The sequence below is a fragment of the Kitasatospora sp. NPDC051164 genome (assembly GCF_044455625.1).
In the GTDB taxonomy this organism is placed as follows: Bacteria; Actinomycetota; Actinomycetes; order Streptomycetales; family Streptomycetaceae; genus Kitasatospora.
The window spans coordinates 134859-153269 of record NZ_JBITFB010000025.1 but is presented as its reverse complement, the minus strand read 5'-3'; the positions used below and the strand labels follow the sequence as shown (position 1 = coordinate 153269).

The following is an 18411-nucleotide window of genomic DNA, read 5'->3' as shown; positions in this document are numbered from 1 at the left end:
TCCTACGGTGATCACGTCCCGCCCGTCCTCACCCGTCCGGAGCGCCCCGATGTCCCGCCCCACCGCCCACGCCGTCCATCTGGTCTCCCGCCCCGACGGCGCGCCGACCGCCGAGAACTTCGCCTTCGTCGAGGAGGCCGTCCCGGCGCTCGCGGCGGGCGAGGCCCTCGTCGAGAACCTCTACCAGTCCGTCGACCCGTACATGCGGGAGGAGATGAACGAGGGCGGCTGGGAGCTGCACGCCCCGCTGGAGGGCCGCACCCTCGGCCGGGTGGTGGAGTCCCGGGCCGACGCCCTGCCCGTCGGGGCGCTCGTCCACCACCGCCAGGCCTGGCGCACCCACTCGGTGGTCACCGCCGAGCGGGCGAGCCTGCTGCCCGGCTTCCCCGGGGTCCCGCTCAGCGCCCACCTGTCGGTGCTCGGCGGCACCGGCCTGTCCGCCTGGGTCGGCCTGACCCGGATCGCCCGGCTCCAGCCCGGCGAGACGGTGTTCGTCTCGGCGGCCGCCGGCGGCGTCGGCACCGCCGCCGGACAGCTCGCCCGCCTGCTCGGTGCCGGACGGATCGTCGGCAGCACCGGCTCCGCCGCCAAGGCCGCCCGCCTCACCGCGCACCTCGGCTTCGACGCCGCCTTCGACTACCACGACGGCCCGATCGCGGAGCGCCTGCGCGAGGCCGCCCCCGAGGGGCTGCACGTCTACCTGGACAACGTCGGCGGCGACCACCTGGAAGCCGCCATCGGCGCCCTGCGCGACCACGGCCGGATCGCCTGGTGCGGCGCCGTCGCCCAGTACGACCGCCCGCAGGACCCGCCGGCCGCGCCGCGCAACCTCTACGACGTGGTCGGCAAGAGCCTGCGGCTGGAGGGCTTCCTGGTCCGTAACCACCTCGACGCCCGGCCCGAGCTGTACGACTTCCTCGTCCCGCACCTGCGGTCGGGCGCCGTCGTCCCGGACGAGACGATCGTGGACGGCTTCGACCGCGTGGTGGACGCCTTCCTCGGCATGCTGCGCGGCGCCAACACCGGCAAGATGCTGGTCCGGATCGCCGACTGAGCCCTTCCCCGGCTGAGTCCTTCGGCCGGCGCGGCGGGCAGGCGGCAGGGCGGAGCGGCCAGGCGGCGGGGCGGACGGGCGGCGGGGCGGGCCTCGGAATCACCCCGGCAGTACGGCCAGCTCGAGGGCGGCGAGCCGGGCCGGGTCGGCGACCACCTCGTAGCCGGCCACCCGGCCGTCCGCGACCGCCACCCGCAGCACCAGCCGCAGCCGCCCGGCCGGCGCGATCAGGATGCCCGGCACCCCGTCCACCAGGGCCACCGCGCCGTGGCGGGCCCGGCGGCCGAAGACCGTGGTCTCCCGGGCGACCGTCGCCGCGCCGCGGGCCACCAGGGCGCGGCCGGGCGGCAGCGCGGCCGGGTCGGCCCGGCGCACCACGTCCGGGGCCAGGACGGCCAGCAGCCCGGCCAGGTCCCCGTCCCGGGCGGCGGCCAGGAAGGCCTCCACCACCCGCCGGTGCCCGGCCAGCGGCTCCGGGGGCAGCGCGGCCGTGCCCCGCACCCGCTGCCGGGCTCGGCTGGCCAGCTTCTTGGCGGCCACCGGGGTCCGTCCGACGATCGGCGCGATCTCCTCGAAGGGCACCGCGAAGCCGTCGTGCAGCACGAAGGCGACCCGCTCGGCCGGGCCCAGCCGGTCCAGCACCACGAGCAGCGCCCGGCCCACCGACTCGACCAGCAACGCCTCCCGCTCCGGGTCCGCGCCACCGCCCGCCGCGTCCGGCAGCGCCTCGCCGGTCGACTCCTCGCGGCGCGCGGCCCGGGCCCGCAGCAGGTCCAGGCAGATCCGGGAGACCACGGTGGTCAGCCAGCCGGGCAGGTTGTCGATCTCCGCCGGGTCGGTCCGGGCCAGCCGCAGCCAGGCCTCCTGCACGGCGTCCTCGGCCTCGCCGGTCGACCCGAGCATCCGCTGGGCGATCGCCCGCAGCCGCCCGCGCTCGGCCTCGAACCGCGCCGCCGCGCCTGCGGCCGCCGCTCCGCCGGTGATCGCGTCCCCGGCCGGCGCTCCGCTGGTAATCGCGTCCCCGGCCGGCGCTCCCTCGGTGATCGCTCCCGAAATCCCGTCCCGGTCCATCGGTCACCTTTCCTCGGCCCGGCTCGTCACCGCTATGACGATCCGTCCTCCCCCGAGGTGACCAGGAGACCACCATGACCTCCACCACGCTGCTCCACCTGGACTCCAGCATCAGCCCGGCGGGCTCGGTCAGCCGCGCCCTGACCGGCCGCTTTGCCGCCGCATGGCGCGCCCGGCACGGCAGCGCCGCCCGGCACCGCTACCGCGACCTCGCCGCCGACCCGGTGCCCGCGGTGCGCGTCGGTTACGACAGTCTCGGCCGACGGACCGAACGCAAGGGCCCGCTCCCGCCGGCGGACGTCGCCGCGCTGGTCGAGAACCCGGACGAGGCGCGCGAGTGGGCGCTCAGCCGGCCGCTGATCGAGGAGCTGCGGGCCGCCGGCACCCTGCTGCTCGGCAGCCCGATGTACAACTTCACCGTCTCGACCGGCCTCAAGGCGTGGATCGACCGGGTCTCCTTCCCCGGCGCCTTCCTCGACCCGGACACCGGCGAGCGGCTGCTGCGCGGCACCCGCGTGGTGGTCGTCGCGGTCCGCGGCGGCGGCTACGGGCCGGGCACCCCGCGCGAGCACTTCGACTTCCAGCTCCCGTACCTGCGGGCGTACTTCGGCAACCTCGGAATCGCCGAGGAGAACCTGCACGTCGTCACCGCCGAGCTCACCCGGGCCGCGGACGTTCCCGCGCTGAACGGCCTGGAGCCGCTCGCCGCCGAGTCGCTGGCGGCGGCCGAGGCCGCCGTCGACGAACTGGCCGCGACGCTCTGAGCCCGGCGGCAGGTTCGTCCACTACAGCGGGGTGACGGCCTTCAGCACCAGCAGCAGGGCCACGGCGGCGTTGAGCGCGCACAGCGCCGACGCCGCCGTCCCGATCGCGGCGACCATCGCCGCCAGGCCCGCCGGAGTCTTGGCCGGCGGCCAGTTGCGGGAGGTCGGCACCGGGCCGAGCAGCGCGGCGACCCGGCGCGGCACCGGACCGGCCGCCGCGGTCGGGGCGGCGAAGGCCGCGAAGCCGGGCGCCGGGGCGGCGTGCGAGACCAGGGCCGCCCGGGCCACCGCCCGCGCGGTGATCCGGCGGTCCCCCACGGCCTGTGCCGAGTCCTCGTCCGCCCACCGCTCCGCGCTGTACGCCACCGCGTCCTGCAGTGGCCGCAGGAAGGGGTTGACGCAGGCGGCGAGCTGGGTGGTCAGCAGGTACCGGTGGTGACGGTGGCGCAGGTGTGCCCGCTCGTGGGCGAGCAGGGCCTCCCGCTCGTCCGCCGCCAGGCCGTCCAGCATCCCGGTGGACACCACCACCCGCCCGGGCGAGCCGGGCAGCGCGTAGGCGTACGGGCTGCGGTCCGGCAGCACCGCGAGGTCACCGGTCGGCCCCGGCCGCGCGGGCAGTCCGGACAGCGCCCGCCGGGCCCGGGCGCGCACCCGCAGGTGCCGGACGAGCGTCCGGGCGCAGGCGAGGCCCACCAGCGCCAGCAGCCACATCGCGGCCGTGCCGACCGTCTCGTGGTACGGCAGCGCGGCCCGCACCTCCGGGTCTGACCAGCTGTCCGGCAGCGGGTTGCCGGGGATCTGCGCGGTGCCCACCACGCCGATCAGCCCGAGGCAGAGCACGCTGCACACCGCCATCACCGCGCTGATCACGGTCATCAGCCGGGCCGCGCCGCGCGGGTGCAGGTGCTGCTCGGTCAGGCGCGCGATCGGAACCGCGGTGAGCGGCAGGATGAGCGGGAGGAAGACGAAGAAGCCCACGGGTCAGCTCTCGCGGTCGGTCGCCGCCGGATCGGCGGAGGCGGCGTCGAGCAGCGCCCGCAGCAGTTCCTCGTCGTGCGGCAGCAGCGCAGTGACGAAACTGGCCAGGACGGCGTCCCGGTCGGCCTCCCCGTCGAGCATCCGGCGCATCCGCAGCGCCGCCAGCCCGGCGGCGTCGGAGGAGGCCAGCCACAGGTAGGAGCGGCCGGAGCGGGACCGGGAGACGGCGTTCTTGGCGTGCAGCCGGGACAGGATGGTCATCACCGTGGTGTACGCCAGGTCGCCCTCCAGGCGTTCCTGGACCCACCCCGCGCTGGCCGGGCCGGGCGCCTGCTGGAGCACCGCCAGCACCTGCGCCTCCAGCTCGCCCTGGCCGCGTCGTCGGGCCGGCGCTTCCCCGGCCGCCGGGGCGTGCCTCTCGTCTGCCATGACGGCCCACTCCCTCCGGATGCCGCGCCCGGACCGACGGGCACGGCTTCATCCTAACGAGCGGAGGGCTGCTCCGAAGCGGTCAGTGCGCGGCTCCGGGGCCGTACGGGCGGCGGCGTTCGCGGCGGCGTTCGCGGCGGCGTCAGCTGTGGCGTTCGGCGTCCCCCGCGCCGCTGCCCGCTCAGGTCCGGGCCCGCTGGGTCACCGCGATGCAGACCAGCACCACCACCGCCGTGACCGCCGCGGCGGCCGGCAGGTGCTCGCCGAGCAGGAGCACCGACCAGACCAGCGTCAGCAGCGGCTGCCCGAGCTGCAGCTGACTGGCCCTCGGCACGCCGATCCCGGCCATCCCCCGGTACCAGAGCACGAACCCGCCGAACTGCGACACCGCCGCGACGTACGCCAGCCCGGCCAGCGCCTTCGGCCCGAGCTGCACCGGCTCGGTGGCCAGCCCGAACGCCGAGGTCAGCAGCGTCACCGGCAGTGCGGCCAGCACCGCCCAGGCGATCACCTGGGCGCCCGGGAGGTCCCGGGAGAGCCGCCCGCCCTCCGCGTACCCGGCCGCGCAGATCACCAGCCCGACGAACAGGTAGAGGTCGGCGACGGTCGGCCGGCCGTGGCTCTGCAGCAGGGTGAAGGCCAGGACGGCCACCGCCCCCGCCAGCGCGGCCGCCCAGAACGCCCGGGACGGCCGGCGGCCGGTGCGCAGCGCCGCGACCACCGCGGTGGCCAGCGGCAGGACGCCGATCACCACCGCCGAATGGGCGGTCGAGGAGGTGCGCAGGGCGAGCGTGGTCAGCAGCGGGAAGCCGAGGACGCAGCCGACCGAGACCACCAGCAGGGCGGGCCAGTGCCGCCGCTGCGGCAGCGGGGCGGCGGCGGCCGACAGGTAGAGCGCGGCCAGCGCCGCGGCCAGGACCCCGCGCAGGCCGGTCGAGGTCCACGGGCCGAAGCCGGTCAGGGACCACGCGGTGGCCGGGAAGCTGAGCGAGAAGGAGGCCACCCCGAGGGCGGCGAGAGCGGTGCCGGAGGCCGCGCCGCGCTGCGGTGCTATCGCCCCGAGCTGGGTAGCGCTATCCTGTGCCGTCATGAACGAGCGTAGCAGTGTGACCGAACTCGCCGACACCCTGCGGCGGGAGGTCGAGCGCTACCCGGAAGGACGGAAGCTGCCCGCCAGCCGGGCGCTGATGGAACGCCACCAGGTCAGCCCGGTGACGGTTTCCCGGGCCATCGCGGTCCTCGTCGCCGAGGGACTGGTGGTCTCCAGGCCCGGCGCCGGGGTCTTCCGGGCGGCGGCCTTCGCCGCGGCCCCGACCGCCCCCGCCGCACCGCCCGGCCGCACCGGCGACCTCTCCTGGCAGGAGATCGCGCTCAGCGCCGACTCCGGCCCCCGCGACCTGATCGCCGCCCCGGTCCTCGCCACCCTCCGGGTGCCGCCGCCCCACGTCATCGACCTCAACAGCGGCTACCCGCACGCCTCACTGCTGCCCGAACGCCTGCTGGCCACCGCCCTCGCCCGGGCCGGCCGCCGCCCCGGCGCCTGGGACCGCCCACCCGTCGACGGCCTCACCGAGCTGCGCGGCTGGTTCGCCCGCGACATCGGCGGCCACGGCGGGCCGATCGGCGCCGGAGACGTCCTGATCACCTCCGGCGGGCAGGGCGGCCTCACCGTCGCCATGCGCTCGCTGGCCGCGCCCGGCGCGCCGGTCCTGGTGGAATCGCCGACGTACCCGGGCATCCTGGCGGTCATCCGGGCCGCCGGGCTGCGGCCCGTCCCCGTCCCGATCGACGCCGACGGCGTCCGCACCGACCTGCTGGCGGACGCGTTCGCGGCCACCCGGGCCCGGGTCTTCGTCTGCCAGCCGCTGTTCCAGAACCCCACCGGCGCGGTGCTCTCACTCTCTCGGCGGGAGGAGGTCCTGCGGATCGCCCGGGCGGCCGGGGCCTTCGTCGTCGAGGACGACTTCGCCCGGCTCCTGGTCCACGCGGACGCCCCCGCGCTGCCGCGCCCGCTCGCCGCCGACGACCGGGACGGGGTCGTGGTGCACCTGCGCTCGCTCACCAAGGCCGCCTCCCCCAACCTGCGGATCGGCGCCCTCACCGCCCGCGGCCCCGCCCTGGCCCGGCTGCGGGCCACCCAGGTGGTGGACAGCTTCTTCGTGCCCCGGCCGCTCCAGGAAGCGACGCTGGAACTGGTCGCCGACCCCGCCTGGGCCCGCCACCTGCGCACCCTCGGCACCGAACTGCGCGACCGCCGCACCGCCGCCGTCGCCGCCCTGCATCGCGAGCTGCCCGGCCTCCTCACCATCCACCGCCCCGGCGGCTACCACCTGTGGCTGCGCCTCCCGGACGGCACCGACGACGGCGCCCTCACCGCCGCCGCCCTGCGCGCCGGCGTCCAGGTCACCCCCGGCCGCCCCTACCACCCCGCCGAACCCCAGGCGCCCCACGTCCGCCTCAGTTACGCCGCCGCGGAGAGCCCCGCCCGGGTGGCCGAGGGCATCCACCGCCTCCGACTGGCCTACGAGGAGACCGCCGGCTGACCCGGGTTGGCGCCGGGGGCCCGCCCAGGCCTCGCCGCGCCCCCTTGACCACCGCAACCGCGGGTGGCGGTCGGCTACCGCCCGAACCCCGCCATCCGCTCCAGGCGGGCGATGCGCTGCGCCATCGGAGGGTGGGTGGAGAAGAGCCTGGCGCCGGCCTCGCCGGGGCGGAAGGGGCTGGCGATCATCATGTGGCTCGCCGTCTGGAGCTGCGGCTCGGGCGGCAGGGGGAGCCGGCGGGTGCCCTCGTCGAGCTTCCGGAGGGCGCCGGCGAGGGCGAGCGGGTCGCCGGTGATCCGGGCGCCGTCGGCGTCGGCCTGGTACTCGCGGGAGCGGCTGACCGCCATCTGGATCAGTCCGGCCGCGAGCGGTCCGAGGATCATGATGGCGAGCACCCCGAACAGCCCGGGCCCGTCGTCGTCCTCGTCGCGCCCGAACGGGATCAGCCAGGCGAAGTTCACCAGGAACATCACCACCGAGGCGAGCGCCCCGGCGACCGAGGAGATCAGGATGTCCCGGTTGTAGACGTGGCTCAGCTCGTGCCCGAGTACGCCCCGCAGCTCGCGCTCGTCCAGGAGCCGCAGGATGCCCTCCGTGCAGCAGACCGCCGCGTTGCGCGGGTTGCGGCCGGTGGCGAAGGCGTTGGGGGCCGGGGTCGGGGAGATGTAGAGGCGGGGCATCGGCTGGCGGGCGGCCGTGGAGAGCTCGCGCACGATCCGGTACAGCTGCGGCGCCTCGAACTCGCTGACCGGCCGGGCCCGCATGGCGCGCAGCGCGATCCTGTCGCTGTTCCAGTAGGCGTAGGCGTTGGTCCCGAGGGCGATCAGCAGGGCGATCACGAAGCCGGTGCGGCCGAAGAAGCTTCCGATCACCAGGATCAGCGCGGAGAGGCCACCGAGCAGGACGGCGGTCCTCAGTCCGTTGTGCCGGCGGTGCACGTCAGGCCCTCCATTGGTGCGGTGGGGAAGCCCTTGCCTCGTCCCTCTTGCCCGGTCAACGGGCGGGGCCTGGGACCTTGTTCCCTTGTGACCGACGCGACACCGCCGCACCGGCCCGTCGCACCGTCGTACCGCCGCACCGGAACGGGCACCGCACCGCCGGGGCGGGCACCGGCTCAGAACAGCGAGCCGCCCGCGACCTGCAGGACCAGCTGGGGCGCCACCGACAGGACCACCGCGACCGAGGCGGTGAGCCCCAGGGTCGCGGTCAGGCTCGCCGGCAGGCGCTGCTCGGCCTCGACCTCGGCCTCGACCACGGCGCCGCCCGCCGGCCGGTCCGCCGCCGGGGCGAACAGCCGGGCCGTCCACAGCAGGTAGTAGTACAGGGCGACGACCACGTTGGCGGCCATCACCACGGCCAGCCAGCCCAGCCCTGCGTCGACGGCCGCGCGGAACACCACGACCTTGCCGAACAGGCCGATCACGCCCGGCGGCAGTCCGGCCAGGCAGAGCAGGAAGAAGGCGAGTGCCAGCGCCGTCCAGCGGCGGCGGGCGAACAGGCCGCGGAAGTCGTCCACGCTGGTCCCGGCCCGGCGGCCGACCGCCGCGACCACCGCGAAGGCGCCGAGGTTCACCACGCCGTAGATCAGCGCGTACGCGGCGGTGGCGCCGAGCTGGTCGCTCCCGGTGGGCGCGTAGCCGGCCGCAGCGAGCGGCACCAGCAGGTACCCGGCCTGGCCGACCGAGGACCAGGCCAGCAGCCGCACCGCGCTGTACCGGGTGTCGAAGCGCTGCCGCAGCGCGCCGACGTTGCCCACGGTCATGGTGACGGCGGCCAGCACCGCGAGCGCCGCCCCCCAGGTGTGCGCGTACGGCCGGAAGGCGATGGTGGTGGCGAGGGCGAGCCCGGAGAGCCCGGCCGCCTTGCCGACCACCGACAGGTAGCCGGCCACCGGCAGCGGCGCGCCGGTGTAGGTGTCGGGCACCCAGAAGTGGAACGGGACGGCGGCGACCTTGAACGCGAAGCCGACCAGGGTCAGCACCGCGCCCGCCTCGGCCAGCGGCTTGAGCTGCGCGGGGGCGTGCTCCAGGCCTTGGGCGACGGCGGCGAGGTGCAGGCTGCCGCTCGCCGCGTAGACGAAGCCGATGCCGAGCAGCATCACGGCGGTCGCGGTCACGGAGGAGACGAAGAACTTGAGCGCGGCCTCCGCGCCCCGGCCGTCCCGGCGCAGCGCGACCAGGGCGAAGGCGGGCAGCGAGGCGACCTCCAGGGCGATCACCAGGGTGGCGAGGTCGCGGGAGGCGGGCAGCAGGGCGGCGCCGGTGGCGCTGGAGAGCAGCAGGAACCAGTACTCGCCGCGGGGCAGCTTCTCGTTCTCGACGGTGTGGGCCGAGAGCAGCGCCGCGATCAGCGCGCCGCCGAGGACGAGCAGCTGGAACACCAAGGCGAAATGGTCGGCGACGTAGGAGCAGCCGGCGTTGTCAGTGGCGCCTGCTACGTTCTGCACACAGAAGGTCGCTCGGGGTGACCCACCGGTGAGGGGAAGGAGCGCGATGAGGGCGAGGGCGAGTCCGGCCACGGTGAGGCGGCCGAGCCACTTCTTGTGCCGCTCGGGCAGGAACAGGTCCGTGACCAGCACGGCGAGGGCGGCCACGGCGGCGATCAGCGGGGGCGCGATCGCCACCCAGTCCACGGACTGGATCAGGCTGCCCGGGTTGGCTACGGCGAGGGAGGTCACAGTGTGCTGCCCCGTGGAGTGAGGTCCGAGTGCGGCGGTCTGGGCTGCGAGCACGGTCAGCCACCCCCGAGGAGGTGCTTGACGGCGGGGTTCGAGAGGCCGAGCAGCAGCGCGGGCCAGAGGCCGGCGAGCAGGGTGAGCGCGGCCAGCGGCGTCCAGCTGACGGCCTCGTACGGGCGCAGGTCGGCCACCTCGGCCACCGGCGCGGGCTGCTCGGGGTCACCCATGCAGACGCGCTTGACGACGATCAGCAGGTAGGCGGCGGTGAGGAGGGTGCCGAGGCCGGCCAGGACCATGTAGGTGACGAAGGCGGGGCGCGACAGGGCGTCGGCCGGGTCGAACGCGCCGAACATGGCGAGCAGCTCGCCCCAGAAGCCGGCCAGGCCGGGCAGGCCGAGGCTGGCGACGGCGGCGAAGGCGAGCAGCGCGCCGAGTCGCGGCGCCCGGCCGTACAGGGCGGCGCCGGTGGCGCCGGAGAGGGTGTCGAGGTCGGCAGTGCCGTAGCGGTCCTTGAGCGCGCCGACGACGAAGAACAGCAGGCCGGTGATCAGGCCGTGGGCGATGTTGGCGAACAGTGCGCCGTTGACGCCCACCGGGGTGAGGGAGGCGATGCCGAGCAGCACGAAGCCCATGTGGCCGACGGAGGAGTACGCGATCAGGCGCTTGAGGTCGCCCTTGGATCCGGGGCGGGCCAGCGCCAGGCAGGCGAGTGATCCGTAGACGATGCCGACGGCCGCGAAGGCGCCCAGGTAGGGGGCGAGCGTGGCGGTGCCGTCCGGCACGACCGGGAGGAGGACGCGGACCAGACCGTACGTGCCCATCTTCAGCAGCACGCCGGCGAGCAGCACCGAGCCCACCGTCGGGGCGGCGGTGTGCGCGTCGGGGAGCCAGCTGTGCAGCGGCCAGGCGGGGGCCTTGACGGCGAGCCCGACCAGGATCGCCAGCGCGGCGATCACCTGGGTGGTGTGGCTCAGTCCGCTGCCGTGCGCGGCGGCCAGGGCCTGCATGTCGAAGGTGCCGGCCTTGCTGCCGATCAGCAGGAAGCCGAGCAGCATCACGGCCGAGCCGAGCAGCGTGTAGAGGATGAACCGGTTGGCGGCCGGGGCCTTCGCGCCGCTCCCCCAGCGGGCGATCAGGAAGTACATCGGGATCAGCACGATCTCGAAGGCCAGGAAGAAGAGCAGGAGGTCCAGCACCGCGAAGGTGGCGAGCATGCCGACTTCGAGGAGGAGGAACAGCCCGACGAAGGCCTGCGCGGACGGACGGGGCTCATCGGGGACTCCGCCCCGGGCCTCCCCGTTCGGCAGCCGCTTCTCCGAGTACAGCGCGCAGAGGAAGGTGAGCAGCGCGGTCAGCACGATCAGCGGCAGCGAGATGCCGTCCACGCCGAGGTGGAGGCGCACGTGCAGGGCCGGGATCCAGGACACGTCGGTGGTGGCCTGCATCCGGGCGGGTTCGTCGTGGTCGAAGCCGGCCGCGAGAGCGACGGTGAGCAGGAGCACCGCGCCGGTGACGACAGTGTTCAGCCGCAGCGCCCGCCGGTCGGCGGCGGCCCGGTCCGGCCCGAACACCGGCGCCAGGGTGAGCGCGGCGCCGAGCAGCGGCAGCACCAGGAGGGCGATGAGGACTGCGTTCATCGGGGGCTCCTACGTGCGGCGGTCGAGGGGACGGAGGTGAAGGACAGCACCGGCTACACCGCCACCAGGACGGCCAGCAGGACGACGGCGGCCAGCAGGGCGCTGAGGTAGGTCTGCGCGTTGCCGGTCTGCGCGAGCCGGACGGCCCGGCCGAGCAGGTTGGCGCCGATCCCGCTGCCCTGCACGTAGCCCTCGACGACCTCGCGGTCGAGGAAGCGGACCAGCCGGGCGGCGGCGACCACCGGTCGGACGAACAGCGCCTGGTACAGCCGGTCGACGCCGAAGCCGTGCCGGGCCGGGCCGAACAGCGGGCCGAGCAGGGTGCGCCCGGGGTCGGCGACGATCACCTCGGCGGCCGGCGCTCCGGCCTGGCCGGGCACCCGGCCGGCGGCGGCCGGAGCCGGCCTGCCGGTGCCCAGCCGGGCGGTCGCCGAGCGCCAGGCGCCGTACGCCGCGAGCACGCCGACCACGGCGAGCCCGGTGCCGGTGACGGCGGTGACCCCGGTGGGTCGCAGCGAGCCGCCGTCCAGCAGCGCGGGCAGCCAGTCCGAGCGCAGGCCGGCGATGCCGAAGCCCATGGTCGGGACGGCGAGCACCCAGAGCGGCCAGCGCATTGCGGGCGGCTCGGTGCTGCCCGGGTCGGCCTCGTCCAGCTCGGGCGAGTACGGCGCGTCGGCCTCGTGGTCGGCCACGACAGTGGCCCGGTCGGCGGCGGGCAGCACCTGCGGTGCGGCAGCGGCGGCACCGGCCGGGCTGTGGAACGCCACCAGGAAGAGCCGGGTCGCGTACGCGGCGGTGAGCAGCGCGGTGAGCGCGGCGGAGATCAGCACGATCCACCCGGCGGCCTGCGGCACCGCCGAGGCCGGGCCGAGCCCGTTGGTGAGCGCCTCGCCCTTGGCGGCGTGCTCGGCGGCGGTCAGCACCGCCTCCTTGCTGAAGAAGCCGGAGAACGGCGGCAGCCCGATCAGGGCGATCAGCGCGATCCCCATCGTCCAGTAGGCGTCCGGGACGCGCTTGCGCAGCCCCGGGATCCGGGACATCGCGGAGATCGAGTTGGTGTGCGCGGCGTGGATCACCACACCGGCGGCCAGGAACAGCAGTGCCTTGAACGCGCCGTGGCTGACCAGGTGGAAGACGGAGGCCTCGCGGTCGCCGCTGGCCAGCGCGCCGGCCATGTAGCCGAGCTGGCCGACGGTGGAGTAGGCGAGCACCCGCTTGAGGTCGTCCTGGGCGAGCGCGCACAGCGCCGAGCCGATCATCGTCACGGCGGCCATCACCGCGAGCACGACCAGCGCCGCGCCGGACAGCAGGAAGACCGGCATCAGCCGGGCGACCAGGTAGATGCCGGCCGCGACCATGGTGGCGGCGTGGATCAGCGCGGAGACCGGCGTCGGGCCGGCCATGGCGTCCGGGAGCCAGGTGTGCAGCGGGAACTGCGCGCTCTTGCCGGCGACCCCGGCGAGCAGCAGCAGCGCGATCAGCGTCGGATGCCCGAGCTTGCCCTCGCCCGCGGCAGCCAGCACGTCCGTGATCCGGAAGCTGCCGGCGTCCGCGCCCAGCAGGAAGATCCCGAACAGGAAGGGCACGTCGCCGAGCTTGGTGACCAGGAAGGCCTTGAGCGAGGCCGAGCGGGCGTCCGCGCTCTCCCAGTGGTGGCCGATCAGGAAGTACGAGCAGAGGCCCATGACCTCCCAGCCGACCAGCAGCACGATCAGGTCGCCCGAGTAGACCACCAGGAACATCGCCGCGGTGAACAGCGAGACCAGCGCCGCGTACGAGGGGTAGCGCGGGTCCTGCTTCAGGTACGCGGTCGAGTAGACCTGGACGCAGGTGGCGACCAGGCCGACGAGCACCGAGATCAGCGAGCTGAAGCCGTCCAGGTGGAGGGCGAGCGTGATGTCCGGGCCGCCGGTCGGGGTGAGCCGGGTGGCCGCGTCGAGGGTCTGGCCGGTGCCGAGCTGGAGGGCGACCACCAGGGCGAGCACGGCCGAGACGGCGACCGGGACGATCGCCAGCGGCCGGGCCAGCCCGGGCGCCTTCTTGCCGGTGGCCAGGGTCGCGGCCGCGCCGAGCGCGGGCAGCACGGGGACGAGTACGGGCAGGGCGAGGTTCATGCGGCGGCCTGGCCCTTCAGCGCCTCGGCTCCGGTCGGCGTCTCCTCGGCGGCGAGCGACTCGGCCGGGTCGCCGAGCGCGGTGGCCCGGTCGATGTCCGCCGTGCCCCGGGCCCGGAACAGCAGCAGGACGATGGCGAGCCCCAGCCCGATCTCGGCGGCGGCGACGGTGATGGTGAACAGGGTGAGCGCCTGTCCGGCGTGCAGCGAGTCGCGCAGCCAGGCGTCGAAGGCGACCAGGTTGAGGTTGACGGCGTTGAGCATCAGCTCGACCGACATCAGTACCAGGACGGCGTTGCGCCGGGCGAGCACGCCGTACACGCCGACGCTGAACAGCAGCGCGGCGAGGACGACGGGGTAGGCGAGGTGCATCAGCTCTTCTCCTCCGGCTCGGCGGAGGCCGACTCGGCGGCGGCCGGCTCGGCGGCGGCCGGCGCGGCCGGCTTGGGCGCGGTCGCGGCGACCGTCCCGTTGGACCCGACCGGCCGTCCGGCGCGCAGCTTGCCCGCCCGGGGCACCGGCACCCGCCGCTTGTCCCCGCGCGACAGCACGATCGCGCCGACCAGCGCCGCCAGCAGCAGGACGGACAGTGCCTCGAAGGGCAGCACCCAGTTCCGGAACAGGCTCGCCCCGGTGACGGCGGCGGAGCCGCCGCCCGCGCCGAGGTCGATCCAGGAGGTCCGGAAGGCGTCGACGACCAGCGTGACCAGCGTCCCGGCCGAGGCCAGCGCCACGACCAGGGCCACCCAGCGGTTCTTGGAGTCGGCGTCCGGCGAGCGCCCGATCGGCGCCTTGGTGAGCATCAGCCCGAACAGCACCAGGACGACCACCGAGCCGAGGTAGATCAGCACCTGCACCCAGGCGATGAACTCGGCCGTGAGCAGCAGGAACTCCACCGCCAGCCCGCCGAGCGCGACGACCAGCCAGAGCGCGGCGTGCACCAGCTGCTTGGTGGTGACGGCGACCACGGCCGAGCCGAGCACGGCGATGCCGACCAGCAGGAAGACGATCTCCTGCCCGGTCGGGGACAGGAACGAACGGGCGGCCGGCTCCAACGAGCCGGTCGCCGCGAGAAGCGTGGCGGCGGCACTCATACGTCGTCACCCTTCTCTTCCAGCACCGCGGCGGCTGCGGCCAGCTTGTCCGCGGCCTTGCGCGCGGTGGCGATCTCCTTGGGGTCCTCGGCCGCCGGGTCCAGCGCCGGCGGCGCCGGGACGGTCCACATCCACTCGCGGAGCTTGTCCCGCTCGTGGGTCAGCTCGTGGATGTCCGTCTCGGCGTACTCGAACTCCGGCGACCAGAACAGCGCGTCGAAGGGGCAGACCTCGATGCAGATCCCGCAGTACATGCAGAGCGAGAAGTCGATGGCGAACCGGTCCAGCACGTTGCGGGTGCGGGCCCGGGCGTTCGGCTCGGCGGCCGGCAGCGTCTCCTTGTGGGAGTCGATGTAGATGCACCAGTCCGGGCACTCGCGCGCGCAGAGCATGCACACCGTGCAGTTCTCCTCCAGCAGCGCGATGACGCCGCGCGAACGCGGCGGCAGCACCGGCTGCACGTCGGGGTACTGCGCGGTGACGCTCTTCTTCGTCATCGTCCGCAGCGTCACGGCCAGCCCCTTGGCGAGGCCGACACCGGGAAAACTCATGAGATCGCCACCTTGATGATGCCGGTGAGGGCCAGCTGGACCAGGGCGAGCGGGATCAGCACCGTCCACGCGAAGCGCATCAGCTGGTCCTCGCGCAGCCGCGGGTAGGTGACCCGCAGCCAGATGACCACGAAGGCCAGCGCGAAGGTCTTGAGGACCATCCAGAGCCAGCCGAGCTGGTCCGCCATCGGCCCGTGCCAGCCGCCCAGGAAGAGCACCGCGGTCAGCGCGGACACCACGAGGATGCCCACGTACTCGGACAGCAGGAACAGCGCGAACCGCAGACCGGTGTACTCGGTGTACGCGCCGAAGATGATCTCCGAGTCGGCGACCGGCATGTCGAACGGCGGGCGCTGCAGCTCGGCCAGACCGGCCGTGAAGAACACGAACGCGCCGATGACCTGCCAGGGCAGCCAGTACCACTGCCAGGAGTCCACGATCCCGGGCAGCGAGAGGGTGCCCGCGGCCATCGCCACCGAGGCCGCCGCCAGCACCATCGGCAGCTCGTACGACATCAGCTGCGCGGCCGTGCGCAGACCGCCGAGCAGCGAGAACTTGTTCGCCGAGGCCCAGCCGGCCATCAGCTTGCCGATCACGCCGACGCCCATCACGGCCAGCACGAAGAACAGCCCGGCGTCGATCGCCTGGCCGACGAAGCCGTTCGGGCCGACCGGGATCGCCAGGAGTACGAAGAGGTACGGCAGCAGCGAGACGGCGGGCGCCAGCTGGAAGATCCGGCGGTCCGCCCCGGCCGGGACGATGTCCTCCTTCTGCGCGAACTTCACGCCGTCCGCGACGAGCTGTGCCCAGCCGTGGAAGCCACCCGCGTACATCGGGCCGAGCCGGCCCTGCATGTGCGCCATGACCTTGTGCTCGGTCTGGCCGATGACCAGCGGGATGACCAGGAAGACCACGAGGGTGGCGACGCAGCGCAGCACGGTGTCGAGCAGGTTCACGCGCCGTCTCCGTCCCGGTCGGCCGGGGCGGCCGCCGTCTCGTCCTTCTGCTCCGGCTCGCCGGGCTGCTCCGCGGGCTCGTCGCCCGACGGCGCCGGGGGCCGGTCGCCCGACGGCTTCTCATCGTGGGCCGGCACCGGGTTGTGCCAGGGCGCGTCGGAGGACGAGGATCGCGCGGGGGCCGGACGCTCCGGCGCGGCCTCGTCGGCGGTTTGGCTGACCGACCCGTCGGAGACCGACCGGGCTCGCCGCGGCCGGTCCGCCCGCACCGCGGGCGTCTCCTCGGCGGGAGCGGCGGGAGCACCGGAAGCGGGAGCAGGAGCACCGGAAGCAGCGGGAGCGGCGTCGGAAGCGGCCTGGCTCGCCGAGCCCTCCGCCACCGAGCGCGTCCGCCGCGGCCGGTCGGCCCGTACGGGCGCGCCCTCGGCGGCGCCACCGGCGGCACCGGCAGCAGGGGCGGCGCCACCGGCGGCAGCGGCCGCCCGGGGCGTGCGCGCCGCCGCGCCCGCCGCCCGCGCACCGCGCGCAGGCCGCTCGGCGACCGGCGGCAGGGTGCCCTTGAGCGGCCCCCACTCGTTCGGGTCCGGCACACCGGCCGGCTGCATCTTGCGCCGGGCCGGGCCGCCGCCGTGGTCCGACTCGCCCGGTTCCTTGGCGCCCGGCCAGTCCTTGGCGACCCGGGCGGCGAGCACGAACTCCTTGCGCAGTGGGTGCCCCTCGAAGCCGTCCGGCAGCAGCAGGGTGGCCAGGTAGGGGTGCCCGGGGAAGTCGATGCCGAACATCTCGTGCGTCTCGCGCTCGTGCCAGCCGGCACCGGCGTAGACGGAGACGGCGGTCGGCAGTGCCGCCTTGTCGCGCGGCACCTTGGTGCGCAGCGCGAGGTGCCGCACGCCCGGTGCCTCGACGGCGGCCAGGTGCGCGACCACGGAGAAGCCCTCGGCGAGTTCGTCGACGGCGCTCAGCCAGTCGAAGAAGCCCAGGCCCAGGACGTCCCGGGCGTTGGTGAGCGCCTCGATCCAGTTCTCGGCCGGGACGTCGACGGTGATCAGCCCGTACGCCTCGGCGCCGGTCGCCCACTCCCCGACCGACGCCGCGTACTGCTCGGCCGTGGTCACGAGGCCCCTCCCTCACTCGAAGGCCCGGCCTCGCTCGAAGACCCGGCCGAAGACCCGGCCTCGGAACCGTTCCCGGCCTCGGAACCGGCCGCAGCCGTGGGCCCCGCCACCAGCGGGCGGCGCAGCGCCGCCGCGGGCGCGGTGTACCGCTCGGGCAGGGACTCCTCGGCGATCTTCTCCTGCAGCTTGAGGATGCCCTGGAGCAGCGCCTCGGGCCGGGGCGGGCAGCCGGGCACGTAGACGTCGACCGGGATGATCTGGTCCACGCCCTTGGTGACCGAGTACGAGTCCCAGTAGGGCCCGCCGGAGTTGGAGCAGGCGCCGAAGGAGATGACGTACTTCGGCTCGGGCATCTGCTCGTAGAGCCGCTTGACGGCCGGGGCCATCTTGTCGGTGACCGTCCCCGAGACGATCATCAGGTCCGCCTGACGGGGACCCGGCGCGAACGGGATGACGCCCATCCGGATGAAGTCGTGCTTGGCCATGGACGCGGCGATGAACTCGATCGCGCAGCAGGCCAGGCCGAAGTTGAAGCACCAGAGGCTGTAGCGGCGGCCCCAGTTGAGCACCACCTTGACCGGGTCCGGCGCGAGCCGGGCCAGCGGTCCGATGCCGCGGCGCTCGACGGCGCCGGGGCGGGCGGGGTCCGGCAGTCCGAGCGGGACGGGACCGCCCTGGGCGCCGTGCGAGTGGGAGTGCGTCACGTCCATTCCAGAACGCCCTTCTTCCAGGCGTAGAGCAGCCCGACTGCGAGGAAGCCGATGAAGAGGAACATCTCGATCAGCGTTCCGGCGCCGTACCCGGCGGTGGCGAAGACGGTCGCCCACGGGAACAGGTAGATCGCGTCGACCGCGAAGATCACGTACAGGAAGGCGTACACGTAGTAGCGGATCTGGGTGTGCGCCCAGTCCTCGCCCACCGGGTCCACGCCGCACTCGTAGGCGAGGAGCTTCTCGGGCGAGTAGACCACCGGCCGCAGCAGGCGGTTGGCGGTGAACGCCACGGCGACGAACAGCACCCCGACGACGGCCAGCAGGCCCATCGCGGCGTACGCGTCGAAGTAGCCGCTGCCGACCGCCGGGTCGGCCGCGACGACAGCCGCGTGCTGCCCCTCCATGCCTTCGCCTCCACCTCGGCCGTGAATCCGCCCCTCAAGGCAGTTCTACGACGTTTCCTCGCACGGTCATAACCACGGTCACCACCACGGTCGTCACCGCGGTCCTGACCACGGTCTCAACCGGGATCACAACCATGGCCAATGCGTGAGTCTAAGGGGACGGCTCGGCTCCACCCGAACCCTGCCCGTTCCGCAAGACGGCCCATGGACACCCCGGTGAACGCCCGGCGTCCGGGACGGGGGGTGGGGATAACCCCCGGCCGGGAAGATGTATCACCCCCATGGCACCCACCGCCCCCGGTTGGAGAAGCT

Annotated in this window: 18 protein-coding genes; 3 read left to right on the top strand and 15 right to left on the bottom strand. The window is 74.6% G+C overall.

Features of this window, described 5'->3' with window-relative positions; all coding sequences use genetic code 11:
• Positions 1–49 precede the first annotated feature (49 nt).
• Complete coding sequence (locus ACIBEC_RS32735) at positions 50–1054, top strand: NADP-dependent oxidoreductase (RefSeq protein ID WP_360495452.1); 1005 nt, start codon at positions 50–52, stop codon at positions 1052–1054.
• Positions 1055–1153: 99 nt separating this feature from the next.
• Here the strand turns inward: ACIBEC_RS32735 and ACIBEC_RS32730 are convergent, their stop codons facing one another.
• A complete protein-coding gene (locus ACIBEC_RS32730) occupies positions 1154–2125 on the bottom strand; it encodes a sigma-70 family RNA polymerase sigma factor (RefSeq protein WP_360495454.1) in 972 nt (323 codons plus the stop codon).
• A gap of 74 nt (positions 2126–2199) precedes the next feature.
• On the opposite strand from ACIBEC_RS32730, the gene ACIBEC_RS32725 reads away from it, so the two are divergent.
• Positions 2200–2889 (top strand): NAD(P)H-dependent oxidoreductase, encoded by a 690-nt coding sequence (locus tag ACIBEC_RS32725; protein ID WP_360495457.1) that lies wholly within the window; start codon positions 2200–2202, stop codon positions 2887–2889.
• 21 nt (positions 2890–2910) lie between these two features.
• On the opposite strand, the gene ACIBEC_RS32720 is transcribed toward ACIBEC_RS32725, so the two are convergent.
• From ACIBEC_RS32720 to ACIBEC_RS32710, 3 genes are all read right to left on the bottom strand, one after another.
• Positions 2911–3867, bottom strand: coding sequence for a M48 family metalloprotease (locus ACIBEC_RS32720; protein ID WP_360495460.1), 957 nt, complete (start codon positions 3865–3867; stop codon positions 2911–2913).
• Positions 3868–3870: 3 nt separating this feature from the next.
• Positions 3871–4296 (bottom strand): BlaI/MecI/CopY family transcriptional regulator, encoded by a 426-nt coding sequence (locus ACIBEC_RS32715; RefSeq protein WP_360495463.1) that lies wholly within the window; start codon positions 4294–4296, stop codon positions 3871–3873.
• 181 nt (positions 4297–4477) lie between these two features.
• Positions 4478–5386 (bottom strand): DMT family transporter, encoded by a 909-nt coding sequence (locus ACIBEC_RS32710; RefSeq protein WP_360495466.1) that lies wholly within the window; start codon positions 5384–5386, stop codon positions 4478–4480.
• Here ACIBEC_RS32710 and ACIBEC_RS32705 point away from each other — a divergent pair.
• Positions 5385–6839, top strand: coding sequence for a PLP-dependent aminotransferase family protein (locus tag ACIBEC_RS32705; RefSeq protein ID WP_360495469.1), 1455 nt, complete (start codon positions 5385–5387; stop codon positions 6837–6839). The two genes, ACIBEC_RS32710 and ACIBEC_RS32705, sit on opposite strands and share 2 nt — an antisense overlap.
• Before the next feature lie 74 nt (positions 6840–6913).
• On the opposite strand, the gene htpX is transcribed toward ACIBEC_RS32705, so the two are convergent.
• The 11 genes from htpX to ACIBEC_RS32650 form a co-directional block, all read right to left on the bottom strand.
• On the bottom strand, positions 6914–7777 hold the full coding sequence (gene htpX / locus ACIBEC_RS32700) for a zinc metalloprotease HtpX (protein ID WP_360495472.1): 864 nt from the start codon (positions 7775–7777) through the stop codon (positions 6914–6916).
• Between the two features lie 176 nt (positions 7778–7953).
• Positions 7954–9516 carry an NADH-quinone oxidoreductase subunit N gene (locus tag ACIBEC_RS32695; protein ID WP_360495475.1) on the bottom strand — a complete coding sequence of 521 codons (1563 nt, stop codon included), beginning with the start codon at positions 9514–9516 and terminating at the stop codon, positions 7954–7956.
• 56 nt (positions 9517–9572) lie between these two features.
• A complete protein-coding gene (locus tag ACIBEC_RS32690) occupies positions 9573–11153 on the bottom strand; it encodes an NADH-quinone oxidoreductase subunit M (protein WP_360495477.1) in 1581 nt (526 codons plus the stop codon).
• Positions 11154–11206: 53 nt separating this feature from the next.
• Positions 11207–13267 (bottom strand): NADH-quinone oxidoreductase subunit L, encoded by a 2061-nt coding sequence (locus tag ACIBEC_RS32685; protein ID WP_360495480.1) that lies wholly within the window; start codon positions 13265–13267, stop codon positions 11207–11209.
• Entirely contained in the window at positions 13264–13638 is a 375-nt protein-coding gene (nuoK, locus tag ACIBEC_RS32680) for an NADH-quinone oxidoreductase subunit NuoK (RefSeq protein WP_360495483.1), read from the bottom strand. Before nuoK ends, ACIBEC_RS32685 begins: the two co-directional genes overlap by 4 nt.
• Positions 13638–14360 (bottom strand): NADH-quinone oxidoreductase subunit J, encoded by a 723-nt coding sequence (locus tag ACIBEC_RS32675; RefSeq protein WP_360495485.1) that lies wholly within the window; start codon positions 14358–14360, stop codon positions 13638–13640. The genes nuoK and ACIBEC_RS32675 overlap by 1 nt, the downstream gene beginning before the upstream one ends.
• Positions 14357–14911, bottom strand: a complete 555-nt coding sequence (locus ACIBEC_RS32670) for an NADH-quinone oxidoreductase subunit I (RefSeq protein ID WP_360495488.1) — start codon at positions 14909–14911, stop codon at positions 14357–14359. The genes ACIBEC_RS32675 and ACIBEC_RS32670 overlap by 4 nt, the downstream gene beginning before the upstream one ends.
• Positions 14908–15867, bottom strand: a complete 960-nt coding sequence (gene nuoH / locus ACIBEC_RS32665) for an NADH-quinone oxidoreductase subunit NuoH (RefSeq protein WP_396289546.1) — start codon at positions 15865–15867, stop codon at positions 14908–14910. The genes ACIBEC_RS32670 and nuoH overlap by 4 nt, the downstream gene beginning before the upstream one ends.
• Entirely contained in the window at positions 15864–16982 is a 1119-nt protein-coding gene (locus ACIBEC_RS32660) for an NADH-quinone oxidoreductase subunit C (protein WP_360495491.1), read from the bottom strand. The genes nuoH and ACIBEC_RS32660 overlap by 4 nt, the downstream gene beginning before the upstream one ends.
• The gene (locus ACIBEC_RS32655) at positions 16979–17692 is read right to left on the bottom strand and encodes an NADH-quinone oxidoreductase subunit B family protein (RefSeq protein ID WP_360495494.1); all 714 of its coding nucleotides are present in this window, start codon (positions 17690–17692) and stop codon (positions 16979–16981) included. The genes ACIBEC_RS32660 and ACIBEC_RS32655 overlap by 4 nt, the downstream gene beginning before the upstream one ends.
• On the bottom strand, positions 17683–18099 hold the full coding sequence (locus tag ACIBEC_RS32650) for an NADH-quinone oxidoreductase subunit A (protein ID WP_360495497.1): 417 nt from the start codon (positions 18097–18099) through the stop codon (positions 17683–17685). The genes ACIBEC_RS32655 and ACIBEC_RS32650 overlap by 10 nt, the downstream gene beginning before the upstream one ends.
• Positions 18100–18411: the final 312 nt, after the last annotated feature.

What these genes read in the sequence shown, in the direction of transcription:
- ACIBEC_RS32735 (WP_360495452.1), top strand. Translation starts at nt 50, where the DNA reads ATGTCCCGCCCCACCGCCCACGCCGTCCATCTGGTCTCCCGCCCCGAC.
- ACIBEC_RS32730 (WP_360495454.1), bottom strand. Translation starts at nt 2,125, where the DNA reads ATGGACCGGGACGGGATTTCGGGAGCGATCACCGAGGGAGCGCCGGCC.
- ACIBEC_RS32725 (WP_360495457.1), top strand. Translation starts at nt 2,200, where the DNA reads ATGACCTCCACCACGCTGCTCCACCTGGACTCCAGCATCAGCCCGGCG.
- ACIBEC_RS32715 (WP_360495463.1), bottom strand. Translation starts at nt 4,296, where the DNA reads ATGGCAGACGAGAGGCACGCCCCGGCGGCCGGGGAAGCGCCGGCCCGA.
- ACIBEC_RS32705 (WP_360495469.1), top strand. Translation starts at nt 5,385, where the DNA reads ATGAACGAGCGTAGCAGTGTGACCGAACTCGCCGACACCCTGCGGCGG.
- ACIBEC_RS32710 (WP_360495466.1), bottom strand. Translation starts at nt 5,386, where the DNA reads ATGACGGCACAGGATAGCGCTACCCAGCTCGGGGCGATAGCACCGCAG.
- ACIBEC_RS32690 (WP_360495477.1), bottom strand. Translation starts at nt 11,153, where the DNA reads ATGAACGCAGTCCTCATCGCCCTCCTGGTGCTGCCGCTGCTCGGCGCC.
- ACIBEC_RS32685 (WP_360495480.1), bottom strand. Translation starts at nt 13,267, where the DNA reads ATGAACCTCGCCCTGCCCGTACTCGTCCCCGTGCTGCCCGCGCTCGGC.
- nuoK (WP_360495483.1), bottom strand. Translation starts at nt 13,638, where the DNA reads ATGCACCTCGCCTACCCCGTCGTCCTCGCCGCGCTGCTGTTCAGCGTC.
- ACIBEC_RS32675 (WP_360495485.1), bottom strand. Translation starts at nt 14,360, where the DNA reads ATGAGTGCCGCCGCCACGCTTCTCGCGGCGACCGGCTCGTTGGAGCCG.
- ACIBEC_RS32670 (WP_360495488.1), bottom strand. Translation starts at nt 14,911, where the DNA reads ATGAGTTTTCCCGGTGTCGGCCTCGCCAAGGGGCTGGCCGTGACGCTG.
- ACIBEC_RS32655 (WP_360495494.1), bottom strand. Translation starts at nt 17,692, where the DNA reads ATGGACGTGACGCACTCCCACTCGCACGGCGCCCAGGGCGGTCCCGTC.
- ACIBEC_RS32650 (WP_360495497.1), bottom strand. Translation starts at nt 18,099, where the DNA reads ATGGAGGGGCAGCACGCGGCTGTCGTCGCGGCCGACCCGGCGGTCGGC.